Raw genomic sequence first — 22425 nt, 5'->3', positions numbered from 1 at the left:
CATCAGCATCCAATTTGATATAATTCAAATCCCATATTTCTAATCTTTTTATCATAGATGTTTCTGCCGTCAAATATTATCTTTTGATTGAGTTTTTCTGAGAGCAAATCAAAGTCAGGATTTCTTAATTCCTTCCATTCGGTGATTAAAATCAAAGCGTCACAACCGTCAATGGCTTCGTATCTGCTTTGCTTAAATTCAATTGAAGGGAGACATTCATCATCAATCGCCTTTTTAAATTCTTCGGTTGCCTGGGAGTCATATGCCTTGATTTTAGCGCCTCTTTTTACAAGTTCTGATATTACAACAAGTGAAGTCGCTTCACGCACATCATCTGTTCCCGGCTTAAATGAAAGGCCCCAGACGGCAAATGTCAAACCTGAGAGGTCTTCACCGAATCTGTCTACTATCTTATTGACAAGTACAAGCTTTTGCCTTTTGTTTACAAGTTCCACATGGGAGAGGATTTCAGGTTCATATCCATGAGTTTGTGATGTATTGATTAAGGCCTGAACATCCTTTGGAAAACAGCTTCCTCCATATCCGCAGCCTGCATAAATAAAGTCATATCCGATTCTCTTGTCTGATCCTATACCCAGTCTGACCTTCTGAACGTCAGCTCCGGTAACTTCACAGATGTTTGCTATCTCATTCATGAAGGAAATCTTGGTAGCAAGCATTGCATTTGCAACATATTTGGTCATTTCGGATGATTTGACATCCATAAGTATGAACCTGTCATGATTCAGTACAAATGATGAGTAGAGGTCCTTTAAGGTATCGAACACGTCTTCGCTTTCGGCACCTATCACAATACGGTCAGGGTGCATGCAGTCTTCAATCGCCCTTCCCTCTTTCAGGAATTCGGGATTTGAAGCTATCTTTATTTCAACATTTGAGTTGTTCTCTTTTAATATGTTCTCAATATGCTTTTTGACTTTAAATCCTGTTCCGATAGGAACGGTTGATTTGATTACAATCAGGGAATCCTTTGTTATGTTTTGCGCTATGTCAGTTGCGGCCGAAAAGATGTACTCGAGGTTTGCGCTTCCGTCTTCGGCCATAGGTGTTCCAACGGCAATGAAGACAATGTTGGTGTCGTCAAGGGCTTCCCTGATGTCTGTAGTGAATATCAAATCACCCTTTTCCTGTGAGTTCACAACAATTGTACGCAAATGAGGTTCAAAAATTGGTAAAACCCCATTCTTGAGCCCTTCGATTTTATTCTCATCTATATCTACGCAGTAAACCTTATTTCCCATCTTTGAAAAGCAAGCCCCTGTTACAAGGCCCACATAACCTGTTCCAATAACTGTAATATTCATGTAATAATTCTCCAATCAAACTAATTTAAACCGTCATTTATTTCCAAGCTTGAAACTGTCTTTGAGCTGTGCAAGAACATAGTTCCGTTGAAAGTGGTATGGACAGTATAGTTTCCATTATCCATAACTCCCAATACGATTCTGGCGGTACCGGTTTCATCGGTTGTTGCATTGTAATGGTTTGCCCAACCGGAATCATCCAAAATCTTAACGTCGATTACCTGATTCGGGTAGACATTGCGGTACTCGTCTTTTAAAACGACAGTAAAGTAATCCCCGCTTTTTAATGTGGAATTGCTTGTCACGTCAAGCTTTGTATTGTGGGAGTTTGTTGATATGAATATGAAAGCGCCTATAGCTATTACAAGGATTACAACAGCTATTATTGTCAATTTTCTTGTATCCATTTTCACACTCCCTATTTGTTTGGCACCAGTAAAACATCGATTTCTGAAGTTTTGAGAACTTTTTCAGCTACACTTCCAAGGATGAATCTGTGAAGTCCGCTTTTTCCTGATGCAGATATGACAATCAAATCCGCCTTTTCTTTTTCGGCAACTTCAATGATTGTTTCTGCTGGAAAACCGACAACCACCATTCCCCTGACATTGACGTTTTCATCGAACTGCTTTTTCATGTGTTCGACATTGTCTTCAGCTTCCTGATATAACCCCTTGTTAACTCTTTTAACATTGGATCTTGACTGAAATGCTGAGGATGTCAGTTTGCCTGCAACTGATAAGACGATGATTTCACCACCGTCTGCAAGCAATTTGGTTGCTCTTTCGGCTTCTTGTTCTGCATAACCTGATCCGTCGGTTGGAAGTAAAATTTTCTTGTACATTATTCTTCTCCGTTTTTATTTTCTAATTCGTCAACTAGCTTTTGTGCATTTTCCCAGTCGTTATGGTCATCAATTTCTGTCCATTTCAATCCATTTGTCAGGACAAAATCGATTGTATTCAATTTGCTCAAGTCTTCATAAGCAAAATCATAGTAATTTTGAGGATCATCATCAATCAATTCGGATAAAATCCTATTGAATTGCGGAATGTCTTCAGCGATGAGTTTGGAAACACCAATAAATTCACCGCTTGATGATGCTATGTCCAGTCCTTTTCCAATGGAGTTGATAGTTCCATTGGATATTGATTTGTCCTCGTTAAATACTTCATCATCAATAATCAGCTTGAACGATTCCTCATTCAGCTTTTTGTAATTGTCAATTATCATTCCAGTATGAGGGCATCCGGCGATTCTGGATATTATTTCAGGGTCTACAACATTATCCCCATTTACCAGAATGAAGTCTTCGGGATTATTTTCTATCAATTTACTTGCAATATATGTTGAAACGGATGTGTTTGTCACGTCATAGTCTTCATTTTCAAGAGCCATGATTTCAACATCATACCTTTCAGCCAATTTTGGGCATAATTCAATTACCTTATCCTTATTGTATCCCACAATGACAATGAATTCGGATATGCCTGCATTGATGCAGTTTCTAATCATTCGCTCAAGCAATGTCATGCCATTAATTTCAAGCAGGGCTTTTGGAATTTCCTTTGTCAGGGGCATCAGTCTGGTTCCCATTCCAGCCGCCAATATTACTCCAATCATCATTCACACCTATTCAATATTTTCCCATAATTCTCTAAAGGCGATTTTTGGAGGGGCATGATTTACAATCACGTCATATACAAAATTCACGATTATGCTGTCTATATTGTTGTTGTCGCATATGTCCTTTATCGCCATGATTGAATTCTTTCCTTCAAAAACGACTCCACTTGCCTTTTCATCGATAATCAGTCTCTGGCCATACAACATGCCTAATGTATGGTTTCTGCTTTCAAAGGATGTTGATGTCAAAACCAAATCTCCAAATCCGCAATATTCATGTGCTGTGGATGGCTTGCCTCCAATGCTTTCTATGATGTTTATAGTGTCATAGAATCCTTTGGTGAGAACTCCATATCTTGCATTCTCATTCACGTTCATTCCTTCACAGATTCCATTGGCGATAGCATTGATATTTTTAATTATTCCGCAAATCTCAAGGCCAATAACATCGTCAATTATCTTGACCTTAAACTGTTTTGTAGACAAAACATCTTTCACGATTAAAGCGTTTTGCTCATTTTTGGATGCAATATTGCAAACTGTCGGAAGGTTTAAAGCAATTTCCGAAGCAAAGTTAGGTCCTGAAAGGGCAACATAGCCATCATCAAAGTACTCTTCAACAATATTTCCCATGGTCTTAAGTGAAGGATATTCAATTCCTTTAGCTGTTGTAACCAGGATAGTATCTTTTCTTACAACATCTTTAAGGTCAGGTAAAATCAGTCTGAAAACGGATGAAGGAAGGGACAGGAATATTACTTTGCACTCTGCCAAATCATTTAAATCGGTTGTAGCAATGATATTGTCAAGCAATTTTGTATTGGGATAATATTCAGAGTTAATCCCTGTGGCATTTATCGAATCTGCCAGATTCTTTCTTCTTAAATACAAATATACTTCATCAACATTTTGAGCTATTGTCTGTGCCAGGGCTGTTCCAAAACTTCCGGCACCGATAACGCCTACTTTCATATTTTTCACCCAAGTATTCTAATATTATTATATATCCATTTTAACCATTATTAATATTTTGAAAATTCCCATTCTCATGGTAAAATTTTGCTTAAAATTTTACTGATCATGCCTTCATTTTCGTCTCCCATAACCCTGCTGAATATCTTTTCACATGAATCGGCACATTCATATTGATTAAACCTGTCGCGGAATTTCTTTCTTAAATCTTTAGTTTCCGCTTCGGTTTCATCTATGTTTAAAATTGCATCTTCAACCTCTTTTGATGTATATAAAACCGGTCCGGGAGCATTTTCTATAATATCAAAGTATGTTCCTCTCAGCTTGTCTTTATATTCATACAAATCATAAGTAAACAGGAATATAGGTCTGTTGAGAATTGAATAGTCAAACATCACTGATGAGTAGTCAGTAATCAGAATGTCAGAGATTAGATATAATTCCTCCACAGTATCATAATATGTAAGGTCATATATGAAATCGTCTTCAGGGGGCTGAATCCAGCCGTTTGCTGAAAACGGATGCAGCCTTAAAATCAGAATATATTCATCGGACAATGACTTTTTAAATGAATCCAAATCCAGCATCAAGTCGAATTTGTTATTTATCCTCCATGTAGGTGCATAGAGAATTACTTTCTTATCAACAGGAAGCCCCATCTTATCCTTAATTTTCCTAATGTCTTCATCATTGTTTTTAGTGTATAATATGTCTGTTCTCGGATAGCCTGTTTTGAGGTATTCATTTTTAAACTTATAACATCCTGTAGTCACATCAACAACATAATCACTTTGCACAGCCAAATAGTTCCATCGGCCGCATTTCTTAATGAATTTATCCTCCTGTTTCTTGGTTGGAAACTCATTCGGAATATCCAAACCCAAAGTCTTTAAAGGAGTTCCGTGCATTGTCTGAATTTCAATCTGGCCCGGCCTTTTTATATAGTGGTCATGGAAATTAACGTTATTTACAAAATACTTTGAAGTTGCAAGGTAATAGAAGTATTTAATGGACATCCTTCTTGCACGAACTGCATTTCCGTTAACCGGAACATGTTCATCATTCAAGATCCACACGCATTCCCAATCGGGATGGTTTTTGTCAATATACTCATAAAGATATCTCGGATTGCAATTGTATTTGGCACCCCACATGGATTCAAATACAATACGTTTTTTGTGCATAGGCAATTTCTGAAATGCTTTATAAGTTATTCTTGAATGTCTTAATCTTTTGCCGGGAGTGTCTTCAAGAATTGGCCATTTTTCGTGAACAAGAATTTGGAATTTTCCCTTTTCTGCTCTGTGAACAGTATAATCATTGTATTTCTTATTGTAGACTTCCTTAAACTCACGCATCAAATGCAGGGAAGTGGAAAAGGCACCGTCATCAAATTCATATTCAACATGCATATTGTGAGGGCCGAAATTCAAATTTTTTGTGACATTTTTATTGGATAAGTCCAATTTGAATTTAACTTCATCACTGTCAGGCTTAAATTTGCCTCGAGAAACAATGTAATTTTTCCAATTCAAGTTATTTTTAAAGTAAAGTGAAGCGGATTTTAGATTTCCGTGTTTGCCTGAGGAGTATAGCTTTGAAGTAAATTCGTAAGAACCATTCTTTCCCTTAATGTCATAAATTTCTGATGTGTTTTCATATTTTGAAATTTTCAAATAGTAGTCCTTAGTCGCATCAATGATGCATTGGCCCTTATTTGAGTGTAGGGATAAGACTTCTTTTGATTTGTAGATAAGCGGTTTACCATTGGATTTAATTATGATTCCATCAAGATTTCCCAATTCGTCAATGTCAATTTTATGACACTTTTTATCTGCGTCATAGACCAATGGAATCTTTGCCTCATCGTTAATGGAATCGGCTTTATAGTAAACAGACAGCTCATCATCATCCTGCGTGTGAATGCAGATGCTGTTATCCTCCATGGTTATCCCATCACATCTGTCTTCAAGGGGGATGACTTCAATAATTACCTCATTTCTAAGAGTGTATCTAAATCGGAAATAGGTGTCATTGCATATATTTGCATGCATATCAGTCTCATCACGAATATCATCTTTTTCTGAACAGGCAAAGAAATTCTCATTTATGCCGTCCTGGGTAAATGATACCAAAATCCTGTTTTCGCCTGCAAAATCAGGATTATCTGAAAGTTCGCTGTAAGGGATTGATACCTTATATCCTGCGGACTTATATGAAAATCTTCTTCCGTAACGGATATCATAGGAAGTCAAATCTCCAGTCTTGACATCCTCATGCTTTAGGGGAATCCTTTTTCTGCTTGTGCTGTTTTGGAGAGTGAATTTGTAGTTTCTATCACCAAAATCATCAATCTCCAAACCAGGAATAACGCAAAAACCCTTAATTTCAATATCATCCTTGCAAAAATCAGCGCTTTGAATAAATTTAAAGCTTGGGGATTCCCTTATGAACTGATCTATATAGAAAGGGGATTTCTTAAATATTCTCTCATCTGCATCAAACATTACATGGTTATCTTTTTTATAAACTTTAGTTACATTTAACGTTTCTGTCTGGAAGTTGAGCAAATCAACCAATTTTTTAAACTCATCACCCAAAAGATATTCATATTTCAACTTATTGAATTCATTTAAAATTTTCAAATCTTCATGAGAGAAATTATTATTGAAATACTCCTTAAGCATTGAAATAATCTCTTCTGATTCATCTTCACTGATGCTTTTCAGTTTATTGATGAAAATCATCAAATCAAATTTGAGCCATTTGATTTTCTTTACATGCAAGAGTTTTTCATCGTCAACGTTTTTGTCAAAAAAATCATCGATTTCGCGCATTACAAACAATCTGTCTGAGAGATTTTTTAAATCTGATATTGTCTGGGTAATGGATTTGGAGATGCCCTCCCTGATTCTCCACAGATAACAGTTCTCATGAACGATTGAAACGTTATTTGCCAGAAAGTGCATAGGTATGGTTACAGGTATATCCTCATACAATATCCCTTCAGGAAACCTGAAGCCATGCTCATCCCAGAAGCTGCGCCTGATGAGCTTGTTCCATGCGGTTGTATCAAAGAAAAGTTCGGGAGTTTCAGTAATGTGTGTAACTTCCTTATTATGGCTGAATGCAACCTGATGGATATTGGACATCAAAGCCTTTTCGGACTTATAACGCCATACATTGCCTATTGTCATGTCGCTTTTGTTTTTTAAGGCGGCAGTATACATCCATTCATAGGCATTTGGAGGAACGATATCATCTGAATCAAGAAAGATTATGTAATCCCCGATGGCAAATTCGCATCCGTAGTTTCTGGCATGTCCCAGTCCCTGGTTTTCCTCATGCACATACTCGATGTTTTCATGTTCACAGGCATATCCTTTGGCAATTTCTGAGCTGCGGTCGGTTGATCCGTCATCGACCAGAATAATCTGAAGGTTTCTTTCATAGCCGTCAGTCAGTTCCATGTCATTTATGGTCTGGGCCAATACCGAATCTATGCATTCCTCTAAAAATTCCTGTACGTTATATACCGGGATGATTACACTTATTCTCGTTTTCATTTATATGCTCCTGAACATGCCTAATATAATAAAAATATGTTTATTTTAATATAAAAATTTAATTTAATTTTAGGAAAAAATGCCGAATTTATTTAAAATTATTAAAAAAAGAATATTTTCAATCGGATTTGAAAACTTCAATGTTTTTGCCGTTTTGAGTGATTTCAGATAATTTTTCAGCCAATTTATCTGAGTCTGTGACAATCAAATCAAAGGAATTTAGGATTTCCCTTATGACATTGGGGTTCTGATTAGTGTTGAATGCATTGTCGTGAAGCCAGATTATGCTGTTTTGTGAGCTTGCAAGTATCATGGAGACGTCTGAATCAATTCCGTAAAAGTCAAGTGCAAAGTCAAAGTCAACAGCTCCATACTGCTTATCGTATGACCTTTTGAACAGTCTTTTCAGTGAATCCGGAATATTATTTGTGGAATTATTTTCGAAAAACTTGTCATAATCCATCTTTTCTCTGATTGTAGGAATAAGATTGGATTTAAACGGCAGAAACTCAACATCACGAGGAAACATGTTCAATATATCCTTGAAGTTTTTCTTGATGTTTTCATCCCAAGGCTTGAATGTGATGAAGAAGTTATTGGCTTTCCTGTCGGCTTTATCAAGCAATGAAATAATTGAATCAGTTATCTTGCCGTCACTTAAATCGCCTGCATAAATCAGGATATTGGGATTTTCATTGGCTAATCGGATTTCTTTACATACATTCTCATTTTTGAAAATATGCCTGCAGATGTTTTTTGAAGCGTTTATGCTGTCATAGCTGCAGAAACTTTTTATGAATTGTGTGTCGTCATATTCTTTAGGGCAGTTCATCTCAGCTATCAAATCATCGACGTTTCGCACCTTAGGAAACGGCAGGTCATCGAGAGGAAAGTAAAATCCCCTGTATGAGAGATAGTCCTCTTCGTCATAATTGAAGATAATGATCTTTCTTGAAGTGTTTGCAAAATCAAAAAATACGCTTGAATAATCGGTTATCAAAACATCTCCCATATTTATGATTTCATATATCTCATAGCCCTTAGGAAATGCCCTTATATGGCTGAATCTGTTAAAGTCAATCTGCGATTCATTATATGCATGAAGCTTTGCAAATAGCACCTGACTGTCATCAAGCTTTGAGTCGATTTCAAAAAGATAACTTTCAACGTCATCCCTCTGCTTTTCATCATCCCTGTCTGTGACGATGCCCCTGAATGTCGGCATATAGATGAAGATTTCCTTATCTGTCAGATTCAATTTATCCTTAAGGGATGATGCATGGGACTCATCAAAAAAGATGGAATTTCTCGGATATCCTTCAAGCAGGATCTTTCCCGAATATATCTTCTCTATCATGAATGCCTCGGTCATCTTTTGGCACATGTACTCATTCGGATATAATAGATAGTCTGAAGAGAGAAGAGAATGCTGGATAAAACCCAGGGCGGGAACTTCAAATACGTTGTCGCTTCCCATAAGCTTCAGGGGAGTTCCGTGCCATGTGTTGACGAATATCTGGCCTTCCCTTTTTACATATTTGGTTTGGATTCCCGAATCGGTGAAAACGTATTTTGCCTTTTCAAGTGCGATGGCAGCATCCTTTTTTGAGGTTAAAATCCTGTCAATCTTGAGATTGTAGTTTTTCTTAAAGTCAAGTATCCTTGCTTTTACCTTTTCGGTTGCATATACGCATATCTTATAATCGCCGTAGGCACCGGTTGAGAGCTCTTCAATTATTCTGAAGATGTTTCCGGTAAAGTCACGGCCGTTTCTGGACTCGAAATATATGAGATTTTCATCAATCGGTGAACTGTAGTAGGCATCATAGATTGATGTGTTGTCATAGCAATCCCTTATGTTTCGAATCTTTTGTCTCAGCTGCATATAAACCACTAGTAATATATATTGGTTTAATGGTTATTAATTTTTATTGCTTTAGGTAATATGAAAAAATAGAAATCATGACAAATTGTCATGAATTATAAAACGGCTTCAATAGCCTTTTTGACGTCATCCAGGTCTTCTGTAGGTTCAAATCTTTGAATGACATTGCCTTTGCGGTCAACCAAAAACTTTGTGAAATTCCATTTGATGTCATCATTGTCCTTATAGTGCCTGTCTACGGCCTTAAGCACAAGCTTTAACTTTGTAGATCCCTTGCCTGTGATTTCACGGAAAGGCTGTTCCTGCTTTAAGTATTCAAAAAGCGGGTCTGCATTTTCGCCGTTGACGTCAATCTTTTCGAAAATGGTGTATGGAACAAGCCATTTTGAACGGCAGACTTCTGTTATTTCAGCAGTGGATCCCGGAGCCTGTGAGCCGAACTGGTTGCATGGAAAATCAAGGATTTCAAAGCCTCTATCGTTGAACTCGGCATAAATCTCGTTCAGTTGGGTATACTGCGGTGTGAATCCGCATTTGGTTGCTGAGTTTACAATCAAGAGAACCTTATCTTTGTATTTGCTTAAGCTGACAGGGTTTCCGTCACCGTCTTTTACTTCAAAATCATATATTGACATAATCTACACTTCCTGATATGATTGATATTATTATAAAATCGAAAATATATAAATGTTTTCAATAATAATTTGTATAAAATTAAAAGATGTTTAAAATCGTTTTTCAAAAATGCATATCTAGGAAACATGTCCCCTTAAAGATTATCCTCTTGCGCATTAAAGCAAAAATGAACAAACTTATTATGTATTTCCGCTATAGTTATACATATGTCACGCCAAGAAAAAATAGTAAAAACAAGCATTATCGGAATTGTCGTAAATCTCATACTTGTGGCGTTCAAGGCAACAATCGGAATACTGGTCAACTCAATTGCGATTACATTGGATGCCGTAAACAACCTTACCGACGCATTGTCATCAATCATTACAATCATAGGAACAAAGCTTGCGGGAAAGGCGCCAGACAAGGACCATCCCTACGGATACGGGAGAATCGAATATTTCTCATCCGTAATAATTGCGGCCATTGTGCTCTGGGCGGGAATTACTGCTCTTATGGAGTCCTGGCCCAAAATATTCAATCCTGACGTAACATCATATACCACCGTTTCGCTCATAATCGTTGCAGTTGCGGTAATCGTCAAGTTCGTCCTTGGAAAATACGTCAAAAATGTGGGAGAGGAGATAAATTCACAGGCTCTTGTCGCATCCGGAAGCGATGCATTTTTCGATGCTATCCTTTCCCTTTCAACACTGATTGCAGCTATCGTCTCCATATTCTGGCACATATCCCTTGAGGGAATATTGGGAGTGATAATTTCAATTGTAATCATAAAGGCAAGTATAGACATGCTTAGGGAAACAGTAGACAGCATGATCGGAGCGAGGGTTGACTCTGAGCTCTCACAAAAAATCAAATCATCCATATGTGAACTTCCGGGAGTCTACGGGGCATATGACCTGACCCTTCACAACTACGGGCCTGAAAGCATGCAGGGTTCAGTCCATGTGGAGGTTGACGACACCCTTACAGCCCTTGAAATACACAACCTAACAAGAATGATTGCGCAAAAGATATACAGCGAGTTTTCAATCATCCTGACAGTCGGAATCTATGCAAGAAACGACAAATACGCAGAAATCAGGGATGAGCTTGAAAGGATTGCTTCAGAATATGAGGAAGTCCTTGAGGTTCACGGGTTCATCGTCTTTGAAGAGCAGAAGCTTATTACTTTTGACATCATCGTTGACTTCGATGCCGACAGGCAAAAGGTTAAGGATGAGATTTCAGAAAAACTCAAGGCAAAATATCCTGAATTCAACTACATGATAATCGATGACTATGACGTTAGTGATTAAATACTAAAAGGAATAAACTATTAACAAGGTGATAATATGGAAACTAAAAACATAATCTTAATTGCCATTATTGTCTTAATAATAGCCGTTATTGGAATTTTTGTTTTCTCAAACCAAGCAAATGACTTTAAAAACGTGACTGACGGTTTAACCAACATTACAAACAACACTACCAAAGTAGTCAACAATACCAATATAACCAAGACCGTCAATAACACAACTCAAAACAAAAACAATACCTATAAAGTATACAATCCTCAATCCGACTCATATGTAACCGTTATCGGTGAAAAATATGATGAAGAAGTCAACAGATGGTATACCTATGACAGTGACGGCGTGAGATATTACAATACAAGAATTAAATAAGATTTAATTCTTCTTTTTTTTCTTTTTTTTATAAAAATACGGCATTAATTAGGTTGTCCCTGTATGCGGTTTCATCCCTTAGGGATTCAATGTGGTGTATGATGTTGAGCTTCAGATCTTCCAGCTTTATTCTTGTCTCCAAATCATTAAAATCGACGTTGAAATGAATCAGGTATTTCAAATCCATTTCATAGTCATATATAGCCCAGTCGGGGCCGTTTATGTCAAGAAGATGTGCTGACCAGCGGGACATTATGCCGTTGATTTTATCGGAAAGCACATCAACATCAAAATCATCGCTTATTGTTACTTCCTTCATTGATACAGGCTCTCAGGTTCGATTTCGGTAACCACATTATTGGTTTCAGCAAGGTTATTTTCGTTTAAAATTCCGAAACTGACTATTTCTTCCTTTCTCAGGCTCATGATTTGGCTTTCAAGAGTATCATCAGGCGGAAGTATCAGAAATGTAATCCATTCATCATCTTCAGATACGTATTTGCACGGTTCAAATATTTGGAACTTAAAAAAGAAGGTTAGCTTCATTTCGCTGATATCTTCAATCGGCTCTCTTGAGTATTCCCTTGCAAATTCCCTTTCCATTTCCAGAAATTTTTCCTTATAGTTCATGAGATTATATATTGAACTATTCTACAAAATACTTTTTGATTGGAATTCCATTTCAATATCCCTTATTTTATTAGCATCGGCGTTTTCAATTTCACTTAAAATCAGCCATATTGCCTTTATGAATCCTTCATCGGACAGCTTATTGCAGTTTTCATGCCTGAGCTGCTCATAGTTTGGCTGTTCGATGGTATCTTTTAGAAACTGTGTTTTGATTTCGTGTCTTGCGTCGCTGTCGAGAAATCCTTCAAGCATGTCCTTTATGTAAATCGAAAATGTGTTTCCGATTGTTTTTGCTATATCGACATGCTCAGCATCCATGTCCTTTTGAAGAGCGAGAAATGATGAGTAGTCCTGATAGCCGAATACCGTAAATCTTCCCTCAACGCTGTGGGCTGCATATTCATCAATCAGCCCATTTACTTGTGAGTAGTTCAGTATATATGTAACGACCGATTCGATGTGTCTGTTTTTACTGCAATCAAGGATTTTGCAGATTACGCCTACAAGAATCTCTTTTATCAAAAAGTGGGTGAGTTCGTGAATCAGCGTTGTAATCTGAAGGGAGTCGCGCTGCCTGTCGTCAATGAAGATCTTGTTGAGCTCAAAATATCCCAGGGTTTGGCCGTATGACTTGTACTCAACGCGGACAAATGACTTGGCAAAGAGCATCACCCTGTCAAGAATTTCCAAATCCTCCAGATCGATTGAATTGTCTTTGATGAGTCCGTCCATGTTTTTAAACGCCTGGGACTTGATTGAAAAAAGAACGCTTTTGAAATCATCCATTGAAAAGTCAAACTCTTCAATCTGCCTAAAGCATTCCGGATTCAAGATGTTTGCGTAATCATTCTTGCCGGGAAATGTCAAATCTGGTGAAGCATCAAGGCTTTTTATGTCTGGTTTATCTGAAACTCTTTTAAGGGTTACAAGACAGTCCGGACAGAAGTTTTCATCCTCATCAAAGCTGCGGCCGCATTTCGGACAGAATTTTGAAGACACCGCCATGTCACAGGTTGTTAAGCTCTCAAGCTTTTCAGCAAATTCAATTTTTTTAAGAACGGGGCTGTGAAGCTCATGAATTCTGGAATGGTTAACGCGTTCATCCAGCAAACCCTCTATAAGCGCAAGCTTTTCTGTGTCGCTTTCTTTGAACTTTCCTATCTCATCAATTGAGTACATGCTAATCATCGATAAATTATGTTATCCCATAACCATCAGGAATGATATTGCCCATATGACAACCGCAACGATTATCATATATTTCCCGTGCTTGTTTGCATCTTCTGAGTCCTTTCTTGTCAAAAGGTATATTGCGCAAATCACTCCCAGAAGAGGAAGCAGAAACGCAAGAATATAACCTATGACTGTTATTGCAGTATAGGACTTTTCTACCAATGGCCTTTCAGGCACGCTTTGCCTATTCACAGCGCCGCTGAGGCTTGCTCCACAACTTTTGCAGAATTTTGCATCATCTATCAGCGCTTCGCCACATGCCGGACAGAATTTAGTCATCTAATCACCTGTTTCAAATAACTTGTTAATCAAGTCTTCCTCGTTTTTATAAAAGTCAACCTTTATGAAATCCATCAGCTCCTGAGGCGCTCCCACAAGCTGGCCCATTGAAAATATTGACACATAGACCCTTTTGGCACCCTGCATTACAATGATCTTTAATGTTTCGGCCAAACTTTCTGCCTGTTGTTTGGAGAGTATAACTGTAGAAGGTGAAACTTCCTGATTTAATCTGATGGATTCATTTGCTACAAATTCCTGTAAAGAATAATCACTAGGATCATCCGAACCTGTCAAATTATTGGTGCTTACTTCATTATTTCTGACACTTAATTTGAATATGTTTTTATCCTCGATGAACAGCACCTCACCGACATCAAGTGAAGTATCCAATAAATCGCCATCAGCATCCTCAAGGGCAAAATCCTGTGACGGCATGGAAACGTATGGAATTTCGACTGTCGGAGTTTCGTAGGCAGAATCCTTTTCTCCTGCAATTATCCTTAAAAGACGAATTATTTCCTCATTTTGCTTTTCAATGTTTCTGTTAATTTCAATTAACTCTGACAATTCAGACATAGTTATAATTATGGCTTTTGTGATTATTAAAATTTTAGATTAATTCAAACAGATAAAACATAGAAGTTGACAGCCTCTCGTCGTTTGCAAACTTCTCGAAACCCAGGGAGTATTTGAGAAGTTCGCCTCTCGGAATGAGGACGTTGTCGCTTTCGGGATTTATCACAATGCCGTCCATGTCTTCTGTCAAAACAAAATTGACAAAAGTTGCAACGTTGACAATCTGCGCGTACTTGAAGTAATCGGTTTCGACCTGGCTGAGCTTATCCTTTGAGGTGAAAATGGTTGCATACTCGCCGCCGATATTGTCCGTGTGCATCCGGGCAAGGGGTCCTGTTTCCTGCATTGATATTATTCCGTTTTTGAAATGTTGTGAGAGGTCTTGTGAGGAAAGCATCAGCGCCAACGGTGTGGAGCAGGACAGGCATTCAAAAAGTGCCTCGTAATGGCCGACATTTTCCCTTTTTTGGATGAAATCCTCAAGTCTGCTGTTGTCTATTGCATTATAAATATCAGTCAGTTCGCTTTCTGTGTATGGTTCTGCCGTGTAAAAATTAGTCTTCGGAATGTTTGTTATTCCCAAAATGAACCTTTCTGTAAAGAGATACTTTTCGGAAGCGGGATTTAGGATATATCCCTCGATATCTGTGGTCTTGATGATGTTTTGGTAAAGCTCAAAGGAATTTTCAAGAGCAGTTATGTCATCTGCCTTGTAGAACTTTCTAAACTCGTCCCTGTCTGTGAAAAGCGGCGTGATTTTTGCATCCTCATCATCATATATGATGAAGTTAAGGGTTCCGTTTTCCTTTTTGGCCGGAATGAGCAGATTGGAATATCTGAATTCATTTATCAGTCTTAAAAGCAGATCCTTTGTGAGACTGTCACCGTTTGCATGGATGTCTTCAATGACCAGTCTGAGGTGTTTGTGGGCTGACATAACTTATAGGACAAACATGTAATCAGGGGCATATTTGAACTTCGGATTGCTGTAGGTCAGCCCTCCGAATGCCTCGATGAGGTATTCCCTTGAGATGAGATAATCGTCGATTCCCGGATTTATGATTATTCCAGCCATGTCGCTTCTAAGGACAAAGTCAATGAAATCGTCAAGAAGTGTCATCTGGCAGTAGAAGTTTCCCTCCCCTTTGGTATCGTTTATCGCAGAAATATCTGTGAAAAGTATTCCGTATTCGTCGGCATCGTCGCCTGTGGTGCACAGCTCATAGTCTTCAATCTCATCGATTGGAATTATTCCGCTTTCGGATTCTATTTCCTCATCGCATGCAACCACATTGAGAAGTGATGATTCTTTAAGCTCAAGCATCAGGTCCTCGAACTTGGTGCTGCCTGATTTAATGAACTCGACAAGTGAATCGTTTGATGCATTTTTGGCAATATCATAAAGTTCCTGCGGTGTGTATCCTTCAACGTCATCGTCGATTTCAATTTCCGGGCCGAAAGGCATGTTGTTTAAAAGATCCTTTCCTATGAAGAAATCAAGGCTTCCCTGGTCAATCAGTATGCCGTCAAGGTCCTGGTCGTTTACAAGCTCGACATAGTATTCTATTTCGTTTGGAATCGCCTCATATTCCGGGTCAACCTGACTTTCGAATTCTATGTCATCACTATAAAGGCCAAGCACTGCTGATTCATCCTCATCAGAGACGAGATTTTCAAATATCAAATCGTCGCCTTCCATAATTGCCGGAAGCAGGAGATTGGTATACTTGAGCTCGCCCACAAAATCTATGAAGAGCTCCTGAGGAACATCCTCATCCTTATCCATATAACCCTGAACTTCGTTTATTATCATTTTGAAATGATTGTTTGTCACACCTGTCTGCATGATATCACCGATAATATTGCTATTTACTTTACTTATATATAATAGTTGATATTAGTGGTTATATAAAAGTTGTTAATAATAATGTATATGAGTTAATTAATGGGAAATATGAGTAAATAATCTGATATATAAGCTTGTATTTAAGTTAGAAGAAATATTTAGGTATGATGAGAAAGTTTTCGGAAGATGAAATGTGGGAGCTGGTCGGCTACATCAAGGTTTCACAGACCAGATACCTTACACTCAAAACCCTTGACTCTGATTTTCTGATGCCTTCCGAAATTGCAAAATCAACTGGTCTTAGGACCACACAGATATCCAATGCGCTTCGTGACCTTAAGGAAAGGGATCTTGTGATATGCCTCAACGAGTCTGCTCGAAAGGGCAGGATATATCAAAACACTCCGCTGGCAATGGAGATTTTAAAAAGGATTGACAAATAGCAATTTATTATTTTATTTGAATATTTATTTTCACCTGATTAATTGTAACTGTTTTAAAGGATAATTTTATATTCTATTAGAGGCATATTATTCTTTAATTGAAAAACAAACTGATTTGAATTTGTTTAAGTCAATTTTATATGATAAAAACAATTTTTCAAAATGAGGTAAAAAAATGAATTTCAAACTGATTTCACCAGAAAAAAGCATTGCCGAATTCATCAAAAACAATGAAAATGCCCCTGAAATTTTACAGGCAATAAAGCCTCATCTAATCAAACATTTTCCTGAAAGCGAGTTTTCACTGGAAATATGCGATGAGCTTGAATGGACAACTGAAAGCAAACTTCTGGTCAATGTTTGCGTTTCTCATGAAGTGTTCTTCAACGGCATTGTCAACCATTTCAATGAAATATATGAAAACATTGGCTATCTGATTGAAGATATTTTATGCCCTATTGTACTCTTTCCACAGCTTTCAAATGAAAAGTATGATAAAATGAGTTACAATAGCGCAATTAATTTAATCGCCAGAACATCATATTTCAACAGGGATTTTGACAAAAACTTCCAAAGGGAAATGACGCTTAGGGACATACCAAAATCGCAAATGGAAAAGGAGATAGTTGAATACTGCAAGATTCATGAAAATCCTGATTTATCCGACATTGTCTTTGATTTGCAGCTTGACCTCGTTGATGTGGATAAAATAATTGATGAGCTTGAATTGGATGTAAAATGGTGATATGATTGACATTATCTTTTAAGTTCAAGTCCAAATCCAAACATTACCATCATCTAATCATCTTCAAAAAGATACTCATCATCCCAATCTGAGCTGTCTGACAAATCAGACCCGCATTCCTCGCAAGTTACCCTCTCGGGGCTGTTCAAATGTCCGCAAACACTGCATGTTATCATGTTTATTCCTCAAAAAAGATATTATTTTAACTGTTATCACTTCAAGTAGTTTTCGATGAAATTGTTGAAAGCGATATTATCAACAAAGCCGGCGCTGTAGACGATTCCCGCCCTTTCATATCTTCTGTGGTAGGTTTCAAGGCTTGATTCGTATGAAGAGTCAAGCTCATGGTCGTGCCTTTCCTGGGCCAGTTTTCTGCAGATTGAAGGAATCATGTTGGAGTTCCTGTATGACTTTCCCCTTGAGCGCTGGCGATTGGGCTCGTAGTTTTCTGAAATCGAAACTACCCTGTATATTATTCTTGAATTGCTTAAGAAATCTTTAATGTTTAAATATTCAATTTTGTCTTTGTTTTTCTCATAATATTCTTCATAAATCAACGGCAGAGCTATTGTGACTGTTTCCAAAGGCTTTGCGGCAAGGCCGTTGAGCATCTTATCCGAATATTTGGAAAGAATCTTGTCCAGTTGGTTTATTTCTTTTGACAGTTCCTGGTTAAACTGTTCGTTTTTATTTTTCAGGGAGTCGACGACATTTACAAAAGAGCACTTGCTTGAGGTTTTGAATAAAAAATCTCCCTTGAATTCAATGAGAAATATGAAGAAATTGTCGTTTTCCTTTTTATACCAGATTGCATCTGTGGTTTTTGGAGTGATTAATATTCTGCCCTGTCTGAATATTTCACATGAATGGCAAATTTCATCCAAGGAATACATCTTGAACTCGTTTTTTCCTTCATCCATAGGAAGGATTGAAACTCCCTTTGAGTTTTCGGCTATTACATGGGCCTTTTTATAGAATTGGGGAAATGAGTTGAGAAATTCAATGAACAATGTTTCCTCTTTGGTTAAAGACATGCAATCACCCCTTGAAAAGGATTTCCGCTTTCAGTTTATCCAGCTCATCGTAAGGCTTTGTGAGGTTTTCATAAACCGCACCCATGTTTTTGGGGTTGATTTTTTTAAAATTAAACTTATCCCCAATATTTTCTGTTAAATAGAAATTGGTTTCATCCAATAAGCCATAATATTGGGTGTAAAGTGAAATTGCTTCAATAAACATTGGACTGTGGGAGTTTAGATATATATGGATGTTTAGTTCTTTTACAAGTAAAACTAAGATTTCTGCAAACTTAATCTGCCATGAAGGATGAAGGTTTGCCTCAGGCTCATCAATGATTAAAAAGGCGTTCTCTTTAAGTGAACCATTTTGAAGCAGAATCTGGATAATTCCAATTTCTTTTATTCCTGAAGAATCTGCTTTTGAACAATCCTTTTTTATGATATCCTGGATTTTGGATAATATTTCATTGATTTTTTGATTTTGTGAATCTCCATCACTTTCCAATGCATCCTTGATGGTTTTAATATGATCTATCCTTAAAATCTCCAAATCCTTTAAATCCAGCATGGAAATGCTTTCGATATAAAAAACTTCCTCCGGATTAAAATTAACGTTAAACGAAATGTCTGAATCATTAAAGTCTGTGATGCCTTCACTGTCCATTAGATATTCAAGGGATTCATCATCCTTTTGTGATTTCAGATATGAATACAATATTTTGGAAACTGTTGATTTGCCGCTTGAGTTAGCCCCACCAACTAAGTTGATTTTGGCTATGCTGATGTCTGCCTGGCTGATTGGGCCAATATTGTTTAGTTTTAAGTTCATAACTCTCAATCCAATAAATTATTTTATATAATTAACAATATGTATCAGAATTATTTAAAATTAATGCAGGCAAAATTTATTTTTAAAAGTTATTATAAAGTATTAATAAAGGAGCTACATTATGAATAAAACTTTCTTATCAAAATCCAGGTACTGCAAAGGTGTGCAATGTGAAAAGATTCTTTGGTTGGACAAATACAAAGCAGAAGTTTCAACTGCTGAGGCAGATGAAACTCGTTTTGAAACAGGTAGGAAAGTTGGTGAGCTTGCAAAGGGACTTTTTGGAGATTACGAAGACATTCCATTTGATAAGGATTTTAATTTAAGGCTTGAAAAAACTCAGGAACTGCTTTTATCTAAACCGAATATAATTACGGAAGCATCCTTTATTTATGATAACAATTTCTGCAGTGTGGACATTTTGAAAAATGATTCAGATGGTGTGGAAATCTATGAGGTTAAAAGCTCCACTAAAATCAAAGATATTTATGTTGACGATGTTTCATACCAGTACTTGGTTCTTACAAATTGTGGTTTAAATGTTAAAAAAGCATGTATAGTTTATATAAACAAGGAGTATATCCGAGGTAAGGAATTGGATATTAGTCAGTTATTCAATGTAGAGGATGTAACTGAAACTGTTTTAGAAAAACAAGGTGAAATAAGAAATAACGTTGATTTTATTAATAATTTTATGGACTCTTATGATGAGGATAGTGAACCTGATACTGAAATTGGCAAATACTGTTTTGATCCTTATTCATGTGCTTTTTGGGAGTACTGTACAAGAGATTTACCTAAGCCTAATGTATTTGATATAAGTGGAATGTTTAGGTCTAAAAAATTTGAAAAATATTATGAAGGTAAAATTACATTTAAAGATTTGGAAAATGAGGATATTAACAAAAAATTCCTGGAGCAAATTGATTTTGAGCTCAATGACAGGCCAGCTAAAATAGAAAGAGAAGCGATAGAAAAAATGTTGGATTCTCTTAAATATCCCTTATACTTCATTGATTATGAAACCTGTCAGTATGCAATACCTGAATATGAAGGAACCAAACCGTATCAGCAGATTCCTTTCCAATACTCATTGCATATCATTAAAAAAGAAGGTGGACCTCTTGAGCATAAGGAATTTTTGGCTGAAGTTGGTGATGACAATTTGATTAGAAACTTTGCTGAGAACATGATTGAGGATTTACCGGAAGACGGTAGCGTAATTGTCTACAATAAAGGCTTTGAATCCGGACGAAACAGACAGATTGGAGAAATGTATCCTGATTTAAAAGATGAAATGGATAGGATTAATGGAAATATGGTTGATTTTATGGTTCCTTTTAGAAACAGAAACTATTATACAAAAGAAATGAAAGGATCTTATTCAATAAAATACGTATTGCCAGCACTTTATCCTGATGATTCTGATTTGAATTATGTTAATCTTGATTTGGTGCATAATGGTGGTGAAGCATCAGCCGCCTTTTTAAGTTTGAAAGATAAATCTTTAGAAGAGCAGGAAGAGATAAGAAAAGCTTTGCTTAAATATTGTGAACTTGATACTTATGCTATGGTAAAAATATTAGAAAAATTTATAGAAGTAACAAAATAAAAACTATTTGACTAGGTTAATAACAGATTTCTGTGATATCGCTTAAATAAATTATTATTAAACTTTAAATTTAAATATTAATTTTAAATTAATTGTTATCATTATAATCTTTTGTAAATATGCATTTTGGGAAATTACTACATCCCCAAAATGACCCTCAACTACCATTACATTTAACTAATTTAGAAAACACAAGACTTGGAACAACCAGAACAAAAATCAGAAACAAACTGACTGAGTATAATATCTGGTGGGACAACTCATTAACAATATTTGAACTGGCAGAAAGATTAGTGCTGATGTTCGCAGTGACAATATCAAGCACAGTAAAATCAACAATAATTACACCGGGAAGATTCGAATATAGCGTAACATTACAGGATTCCGGAGTCCCGGTTGACTGGTGGATTGATGGAGTTCATAGTGTTGTTAGAACCAACAGCAATGGAAAGTCTGCTGTTACTGTGCAATATGTTCAGGATGCTACTGGAACAGTTGTCTGTAAAGTCGGGAAAAAAGAAGCTATAAACGTCAATTATACTTGCGTTCCATTTGTAAGCTTTTCAGACTATGCATGGGATTACAATACTGACAGTTATGACATTGTAAAATATCCAACAAGCATTTCACATACCTTTAACATAGGCGAGGTAAATTATTCCGAAGTATATAACCTAGCAAAAGATGTAGGAAGCTCAAGTGTTGTAATTGCAATACCTAAAGTATATTCTGGAGGTATTGGCGGAACTAATGGAATTCATATGAAAGTAGCCATCTATCAGAAAAAGGACAGCAATCAGGGATGGGGAGATGCAATAGCTTTAGTCAATTCAAAATCATTAAGCCACTACAGGGACAGTAAGATTTTGGAATTGGGTGCATATCCAAGTAAGAAAGGATTGAAATATTCAACATCTGATCATGTGGTAAAAGAATTGAATGTTAGCTCAGGACAATTGACACTTGATTCACAACTTTATTACTTTGATTTATATTACGACAATGGATATGTTAAAGCAACAATAAGAGCAGGTTCAACTTCAGTATATTCTTATGAAGGAGATATAAGCGATAAGATAACATTCGATGCATTTTATCCTGCAGTAATGATTTATGATGCAGGAGGACACATCCAATTTGAAAGTATAGAAATAGAACCATGGACACACGAGGCGGGAAACAATGAGTGAAACAGAATGGATAGCAATTGGAAGAGTAGTTGGAGATACTGGAGAGAAAGGAGACACCGGTGATGCATTCACATATGAAGATTTTACACCGGAACAGCTGGCCGGATTGAAAGGTGAAACTGGAGATACTGGACCAGCAGGCCCAAAAGGTGATACAGGTGATAAGGGAGAAACTGGTGAGAGTGGCAGTAAAGGAGACACGGGCGAGACTGGAGCAACTGGAGAGAAAGGAGAACAAGGACCTAAGGGAGATACTGGAGACACAGGAGCTACTGGAGATACTGGACCGGCCGGCGCAAAGGGGGACACTGGAGCTACTGGCATTGGTACTACTATTAAAGGT

General features: G+C 37.0%; 24 protein-coding genes and 1 pseudogene. 7 read left to right on the top strand and 18 right to left on the bottom strand.

Going from position 1 to position 22425, the window contains the following annotated elements; translation table 11 throughout:
• Positions 1–2: 2 nt before the first annotated feature.
• The 8 genes from IJI93_RS07785 to IJI93_RS07750 form a co-directional block, all read right to left on the bottom strand.
• Positions 3–1325 (bottom strand): UDP-glucose/GDP-mannose dehydrogenase family protein, encoded by a 1323-nt coding sequence (locus IJI93_RS07785; RefSeq protein WP_292821884.1) that lies wholly within the window; start codon positions 1323–1325, stop codon positions 3–5.
• Positions 1326–1345: 20 nt separating this feature from the next.
• Positions 1346–1732, bottom strand: a complete 387-nt coding sequence (locus tag IJI93_RS07780) for a hypothetical protein (RefSeq protein WP_292821882.1) — start codon at positions 1730–1732, stop codon at positions 1346–1348.
• Positions 1733–1743: 11 nt separating this feature from the next.
• Positions 1744–2169 (bottom strand): universal stress protein, encoded by a 426-nt coding sequence (locus IJI93_RS07775; RefSeq protein WP_292821881.1) that lies wholly within the window; start codon positions 2167–2169, stop codon positions 1744–1746.
• Positions 2169–2948 carry a phosphocholine cytidylyltransferase family protein gene (locus tag IJI93_RS07770; protein WP_292821879.1) on the bottom strand — a complete coding sequence of 260 codons (780 nt, stop codon included), beginning with the start codon at positions 2946–2948 and terminating at the stop codon, positions 2169–2171. Before IJI93_RS07770 ends, IJI93_RS07775 begins: the two co-directional genes overlap by 1 nt.
• A gap of 9 nt (positions 2949–2957) precedes the next feature.
• Positions 2958–3923: an NAD(P)H-dependent glycerol-3-phosphate dehydrogenase gene (locus IJI93_RS07765; protein WP_292821878.1), complete on the bottom strand. Its 966-nt coding sequence runs from the start codon at positions 3921–3923 to the stop codon at positions 2958–2960.
• Positions 3924–3997: 74 nt separating this feature from the next.
• A complete protein-coding gene (locus tag IJI93_RS07760) occupies positions 3998–7489 on the bottom strand; it encodes a bifunctional glycosyltransferase/CDP-glycerol:glycerophosphate glycerophosphotransferase (protein WP_292821876.1) in 3492 nt (1163 codons plus the stop codon).
• A 118-nt stretch (positions 7490–7607) separates the two neighbouring features.
• Positions 7608–9374, bottom strand: coding sequence for a CDP-glycerol glycerophosphotransferase family protein (locus IJI93_RS07755; RefSeq protein ID WP_292821875.1), 1767 nt, complete (start codon positions 9372–9374; stop codon positions 7608–7610).
• A 95-nt stretch (positions 9375–9469) separates the two neighbouring features.
• On the bottom strand, positions 9470–10009 hold the full coding sequence (locus tag IJI93_RS07750) for a glutathione peroxidase (protein ID WP_292821873.1): 540 nt from the start codon (positions 10007–10009) through the stop codon (positions 9470–9472).
• A gap of 207 nt (positions 10010–10216) precedes the next feature.
• Between IJI93_RS07750 and IJI93_RS07745 the strand changes: the two genes are divergently transcribed.
• Together IJI93_RS07745 and IJI93_RS07740 are read left to right on the top strand one after the other, a co-directional pair.
• Entirely contained in the window at positions 10217–11308 is a 1092-nt protein-coding gene (locus tag IJI93_RS07745; RefSeq protein ID WP_292821871.1) for a cation diffusion facilitator family transporter, read from the top strand.
• 36 nt (positions 11309–11344) lie between these two features.
• Entirely contained in the window at positions 11345–11677 is a 333-nt protein-coding gene (locus IJI93_RS07740) for a hypothetical protein (protein WP_292821869.1), read from the top strand.
• Positions 11678–11705: 28 nt separating this feature from the next.
• On the opposite strand, the gene IJI93_RS07735 is transcribed toward IJI93_RS07740, so the two are convergent.
• The 7 genes from IJI93_RS07735 to IJI93_RS07705 all read right to left on the bottom strand — a co-directional run bounded on the left by IJI93_RS07735 (position 11706) and on the right by IJI93_RS07705 (position 16244).
• On the bottom strand, positions 11706–11930 hold the full coding sequence (locus tag IJI93_RS07735) for a hypothetical protein (RefSeq protein ID WP_292821867.1): 225 nt from the start codon (positions 11928–11930) through the stop codon (positions 11706–11708).
• A gap of 62 nt (positions 11931–11992) precedes the next feature.
• The gene (locus IJI93_RS07730; RefSeq protein ID WP_292821865.1) at positions 11993–12307 is read right to left on the bottom strand and encodes a hypothetical protein; all 315 of its coding nucleotides are present in this window, start codon (positions 12305–12307) and stop codon (positions 11993–11995) included.
• A 21-nt stretch (positions 12308–12328) separates the two neighbouring features.
• Complete coding sequence (locus IJI93_RS07725) at positions 12329–13486, bottom strand: zinc ribbon domain-containing protein (protein ID WP_292821863.1); 1158 nt, start codon at positions 13484–13486, stop codon at positions 12329–12331.
• Positions 13487–13507: 21 nt separating this feature from the next.
• Positions 13508–13819: a zinc-ribbon domain-containing protein gene (locus IJI93_RS07720; RefSeq protein ID WP_292821861.1), complete on the bottom strand. Its 312-nt coding sequence runs from the start codon at positions 13817–13819 to the stop codon at positions 13508–13510.
• Positions 13820–14398: a hypothetical protein gene (locus IJI93_RS07715; protein ID WP_292821859.1), complete on the bottom strand. Its 579-nt coding sequence runs from the start codon at positions 14396–14398 to the stop codon at positions 13820–13822.
• Between the two features lie 34 nt (positions 14399–14432).
• On the bottom strand, positions 14433–15335 hold the full coding sequence (locus tag IJI93_RS07710; RefSeq protein ID WP_292821857.1) for an SseB family protein: 903 nt from the start codon (positions 15333–15335) through the stop codon (positions 14433–14435).
• Between the two features lie 3 nt (positions 15336–15338).
• On the bottom strand, positions 15339–16244 hold the full coding sequence (locus IJI93_RS07705) for a hypothetical protein (protein ID WP_292821855.1): 906 nt from the start codon (positions 16242–16244) through the stop codon (positions 15339–15341).
• Positions 16245–16411: 167 nt separating this feature from the next.
• Between IJI93_RS07705 and IJI93_RS07700 the strand changes: the two genes are divergently transcribed.
• Both IJI93_RS07700 and IJI93_RS07695 read left to right on the top strand, forming a co-directional pair.
• On the top strand, positions 16412–16687 hold the full coding sequence (locus IJI93_RS07700; RefSeq protein WP_292821853.1) for a MarR family transcriptional regulator: 276 nt from the start codon (positions 16412–16414) through the stop codon (positions 16685–16687).
• A 175-nt stretch (positions 16688–16862) separates the two neighbouring features.
• A complete protein-coding gene (locus tag IJI93_RS07695; protein ID WP_292821851.1) occupies positions 16863–17432 on the top strand; it encodes a hypothetical protein in 570 nt (189 codons plus the stop codon).
• 53 nt (positions 17433–17485) lie between these two features.
• Here the strand turns inward: IJI93_RS07695 and IJI93_RS07690 are convergent, their stop codons facing one another.
• Genes IJI93_RS07690 through IJI93_RS07680 form a run of 3 tightly spaced genes read right to left on the bottom strand, consistent with a single transcriptional unit; the run spans position 17486 to position 19280 of the window.
• Complete coding sequence (locus tag IJI93_RS07690) at positions 17486–17608, bottom strand: hypothetical protein (protein ID WP_292821849.1); 123 nt, start codon at positions 17606–17608, stop codon at positions 17486–17488.
• A 36-nt stretch (positions 17609–17644) separates the two neighbouring features.
• Positions 17645–18466, bottom strand: coding sequence for a hypothetical protein (locus IJI93_RS07685; protein ID WP_292821847.1), 822 nt, complete (start codon positions 18464–18466; stop codon positions 17645–17647).
• A 4-nt stretch (positions 18467–18470) separates the two neighbouring features.
• Complete coding sequence (locus tag IJI93_RS07680) at positions 18471–19280, bottom strand: AAA family ATPase (RefSeq protein WP_292821845.1); 810 nt, start codon at positions 19278–19280, stop codon at positions 18471–18473.
• 121 nt (positions 19281–19401) lie between these two features.
• Between IJI93_RS07680 and IJI93_RS07675 the strand changes: the two genes are divergently transcribed.
• The 3 genes and pseudogenes from IJI93_RS07675 to IJI93_RS07665 all read left to right on the top strand — a co-directional run.
• Positions 19402–20892: a DUF2779 domain-containing protein gene (locus IJI93_RS07675; RefSeq protein WP_292821843.1), complete on the top strand. Its 1491-nt coding sequence runs from the start codon at positions 19402–19404 to the stop codon at positions 20890–20892.
• A gap of 119 nt (positions 20893–21011) precedes the next feature.
• Complete coding sequence (locus tag IJI93_RS07670; RefSeq protein WP_292821841.1) at positions 21012–22082, top strand: hypothetical protein; 1071 nt, start codon at positions 21012–21014, stop codon at positions 22080–22082.
• Positions 22075–22425 (top strand): annotated as a pseudogene (locus tag IJI93_RS07665) (hypothetical protein); the annotation flags it as partial. The gene IJI93_RS07670 and the pseudogene IJI93_RS07665, both read left to right, overlap by 8 nt.

The sequence above is a fragment of the Methanobrevibacter sp. genome (genome assembly GCF_017431965.1).
Lineage (GTDB): Archaea > Methanobacteriota > Methanobacteria > Methanobacteriales > Methanobacteriaceae > Methanocatella.
This window is presented reverse-complemented; position numbering and strand designations above follow the sequence as displayed.

Coding starts and splice junctions, on each gene's coding strand:
- IJI93_RS07755 (WP_292821875.1), bottom strand. CDS start 9,374: ATGCAGCTGAGACAAAAGATTCGAAACATAAGGGATTGCTATGACAAC.
- IJI93_RS07745 (WP_292821871.1), top strand. CDS start 10,217: ATGTCACGCCAAGAAAAAATAGTAAAAACAAGCATTATCGGAATTGTC.
- IJI93_RS07710 (WP_292821857.1), bottom strand. CDS start 15,335: ATGTCAGCCCACAAACACCTCAGACTGGTCATTGAAGACATCCATGCA.
- IJI93_RS07680 (WP_292821845.1), bottom strand. CDS start 19,280: ATGAACTTAAAACTAAACAATATTGGCCCAATCAGCCAGGCAGACATC.
- IJI93_RS07670 (WP_292821841.1), top strand. CDS start 21,012: ATGCATTTTGGGAAATTACTACATCCCCAAAATGACCCTCAACTACCA.
- IJI93_RS07775 (WP_292821881.1), bottom strand. CDS start 2,169: ATGTACAAGAAAATTTTACTTCCAACCGACGGATCAGGTTATGCAGAA.
- IJI93_RS07785 (WP_292821884.1), bottom strand. CDS start 1,325: ATGAATATTACAGTTATTGGAACAGGTTATGTGGGCCTTGTAACAGGG.
- IJI93_RS07685 (WP_292821847.1), bottom strand. CDS start 18,466: ATGTCTTTAACCAAAGAGGAAACATTGTTCATTGAATTTCTCAACTCA.
- IJI93_RS07715 (WP_292821859.1), bottom strand. CDS start 14,398: ATGTCTGAATTGTCAGAGTTAATTGAAATTAACAGAAACATTGAAAAG.
- IJI93_RS07695 (WP_292821851.1), top strand. CDS start 16,863: ATGAATTTCAAACTGATTTCACCAGAAAAAAGCATTGCCGAATTCATC.
- IJI93_RS07735 (WP_292821867.1), bottom strand. CDS start 11,930: ATGTCCCGCTGGTCAGCACATCTTCTTGACATAAACGGCCCCGACTGG.
- IJI93_RS07770 (WP_292821879.1), bottom strand. CDS start 2,948: ATGATTGGAGTAATATTGGCGGCTGGAATGGGAACCAGACTGATGCCC.
- IJI93_RS07690 (WP_292821849.1), bottom strand. CDS start 17,608: ATGATAACATGCAGTGTTTGCGGACATTTGAACAGCCCCGAGAGGGTA.
- IJI93_RS07675 (WP_292821843.1), top strand. CDS start 19,402: ATGAATAAAACTTTCTTATCAAAATCCAGGTACTGCAAAGGTGTGCAA.
- IJI93_RS07760 (WP_292821876.1), bottom strand. CDS start 7,489: ATGAAAACGAGAATAAGTGTAATCATCCCGGTATATAACGTACAGGAA.
- IJI93_RS07750 (WP_292821873.1), bottom strand. CDS start 10,009: ATGTCAATATATGATTTTGAAGTAAAAGACGGTGACGGAAACCCTGTC.
- IJI93_RS07725 (WP_292821863.1), bottom strand. CDS start 13,486: ATGTACTCAATTGATGAGATAGGAAAGTTCAAAGAAAGCGACACAGAA.
- IJI93_RS07730 (WP_292821865.1), bottom strand. CDS start 12,307: ATGAACTATAAGGAAAAATTTCTGGAAATGGAAAGGGAATTTGCAAGG.
- IJI93_RS07705 (WP_292821855.1), bottom strand. CDS start 16,244: ATGCAGACAGGTGTGACAAACAATCATTTCAAAATGATAATAAACGAA.
- IJI93_RS07740 (WP_292821869.1), top strand. CDS start 11,345: ATGGAAACTAAAAACATAATCTTAATTGCCATTATTGTCTTAATAATA.
- IJI93_RS07720 (WP_292821861.1), bottom strand. CDS start 13,819: ATGACTAAATTCTGTCCGGCATGTGGCGAAGCGCTGATAGATGATGCA.
- IJI93_RS07780 (WP_292821882.1), bottom strand. CDS start 1,732: ATGGATACAAGAAAATTGACAATAATAGCTGTTGTAATCCTTGTAATA.
- IJI93_RS07765 (WP_292821878.1), bottom strand. CDS start 3,923: ATGAAAGTAGGCGTTATCGGTGCCGGAAGTTTTGGAACAGCCCTGGCA.
- IJI93_RS07700 (WP_292821853.1), top strand. CDS start 16,412: ATGAGAAAGTTTTCGGAAGATGAAATGTGGGAGCTGGTCGGCTACATC.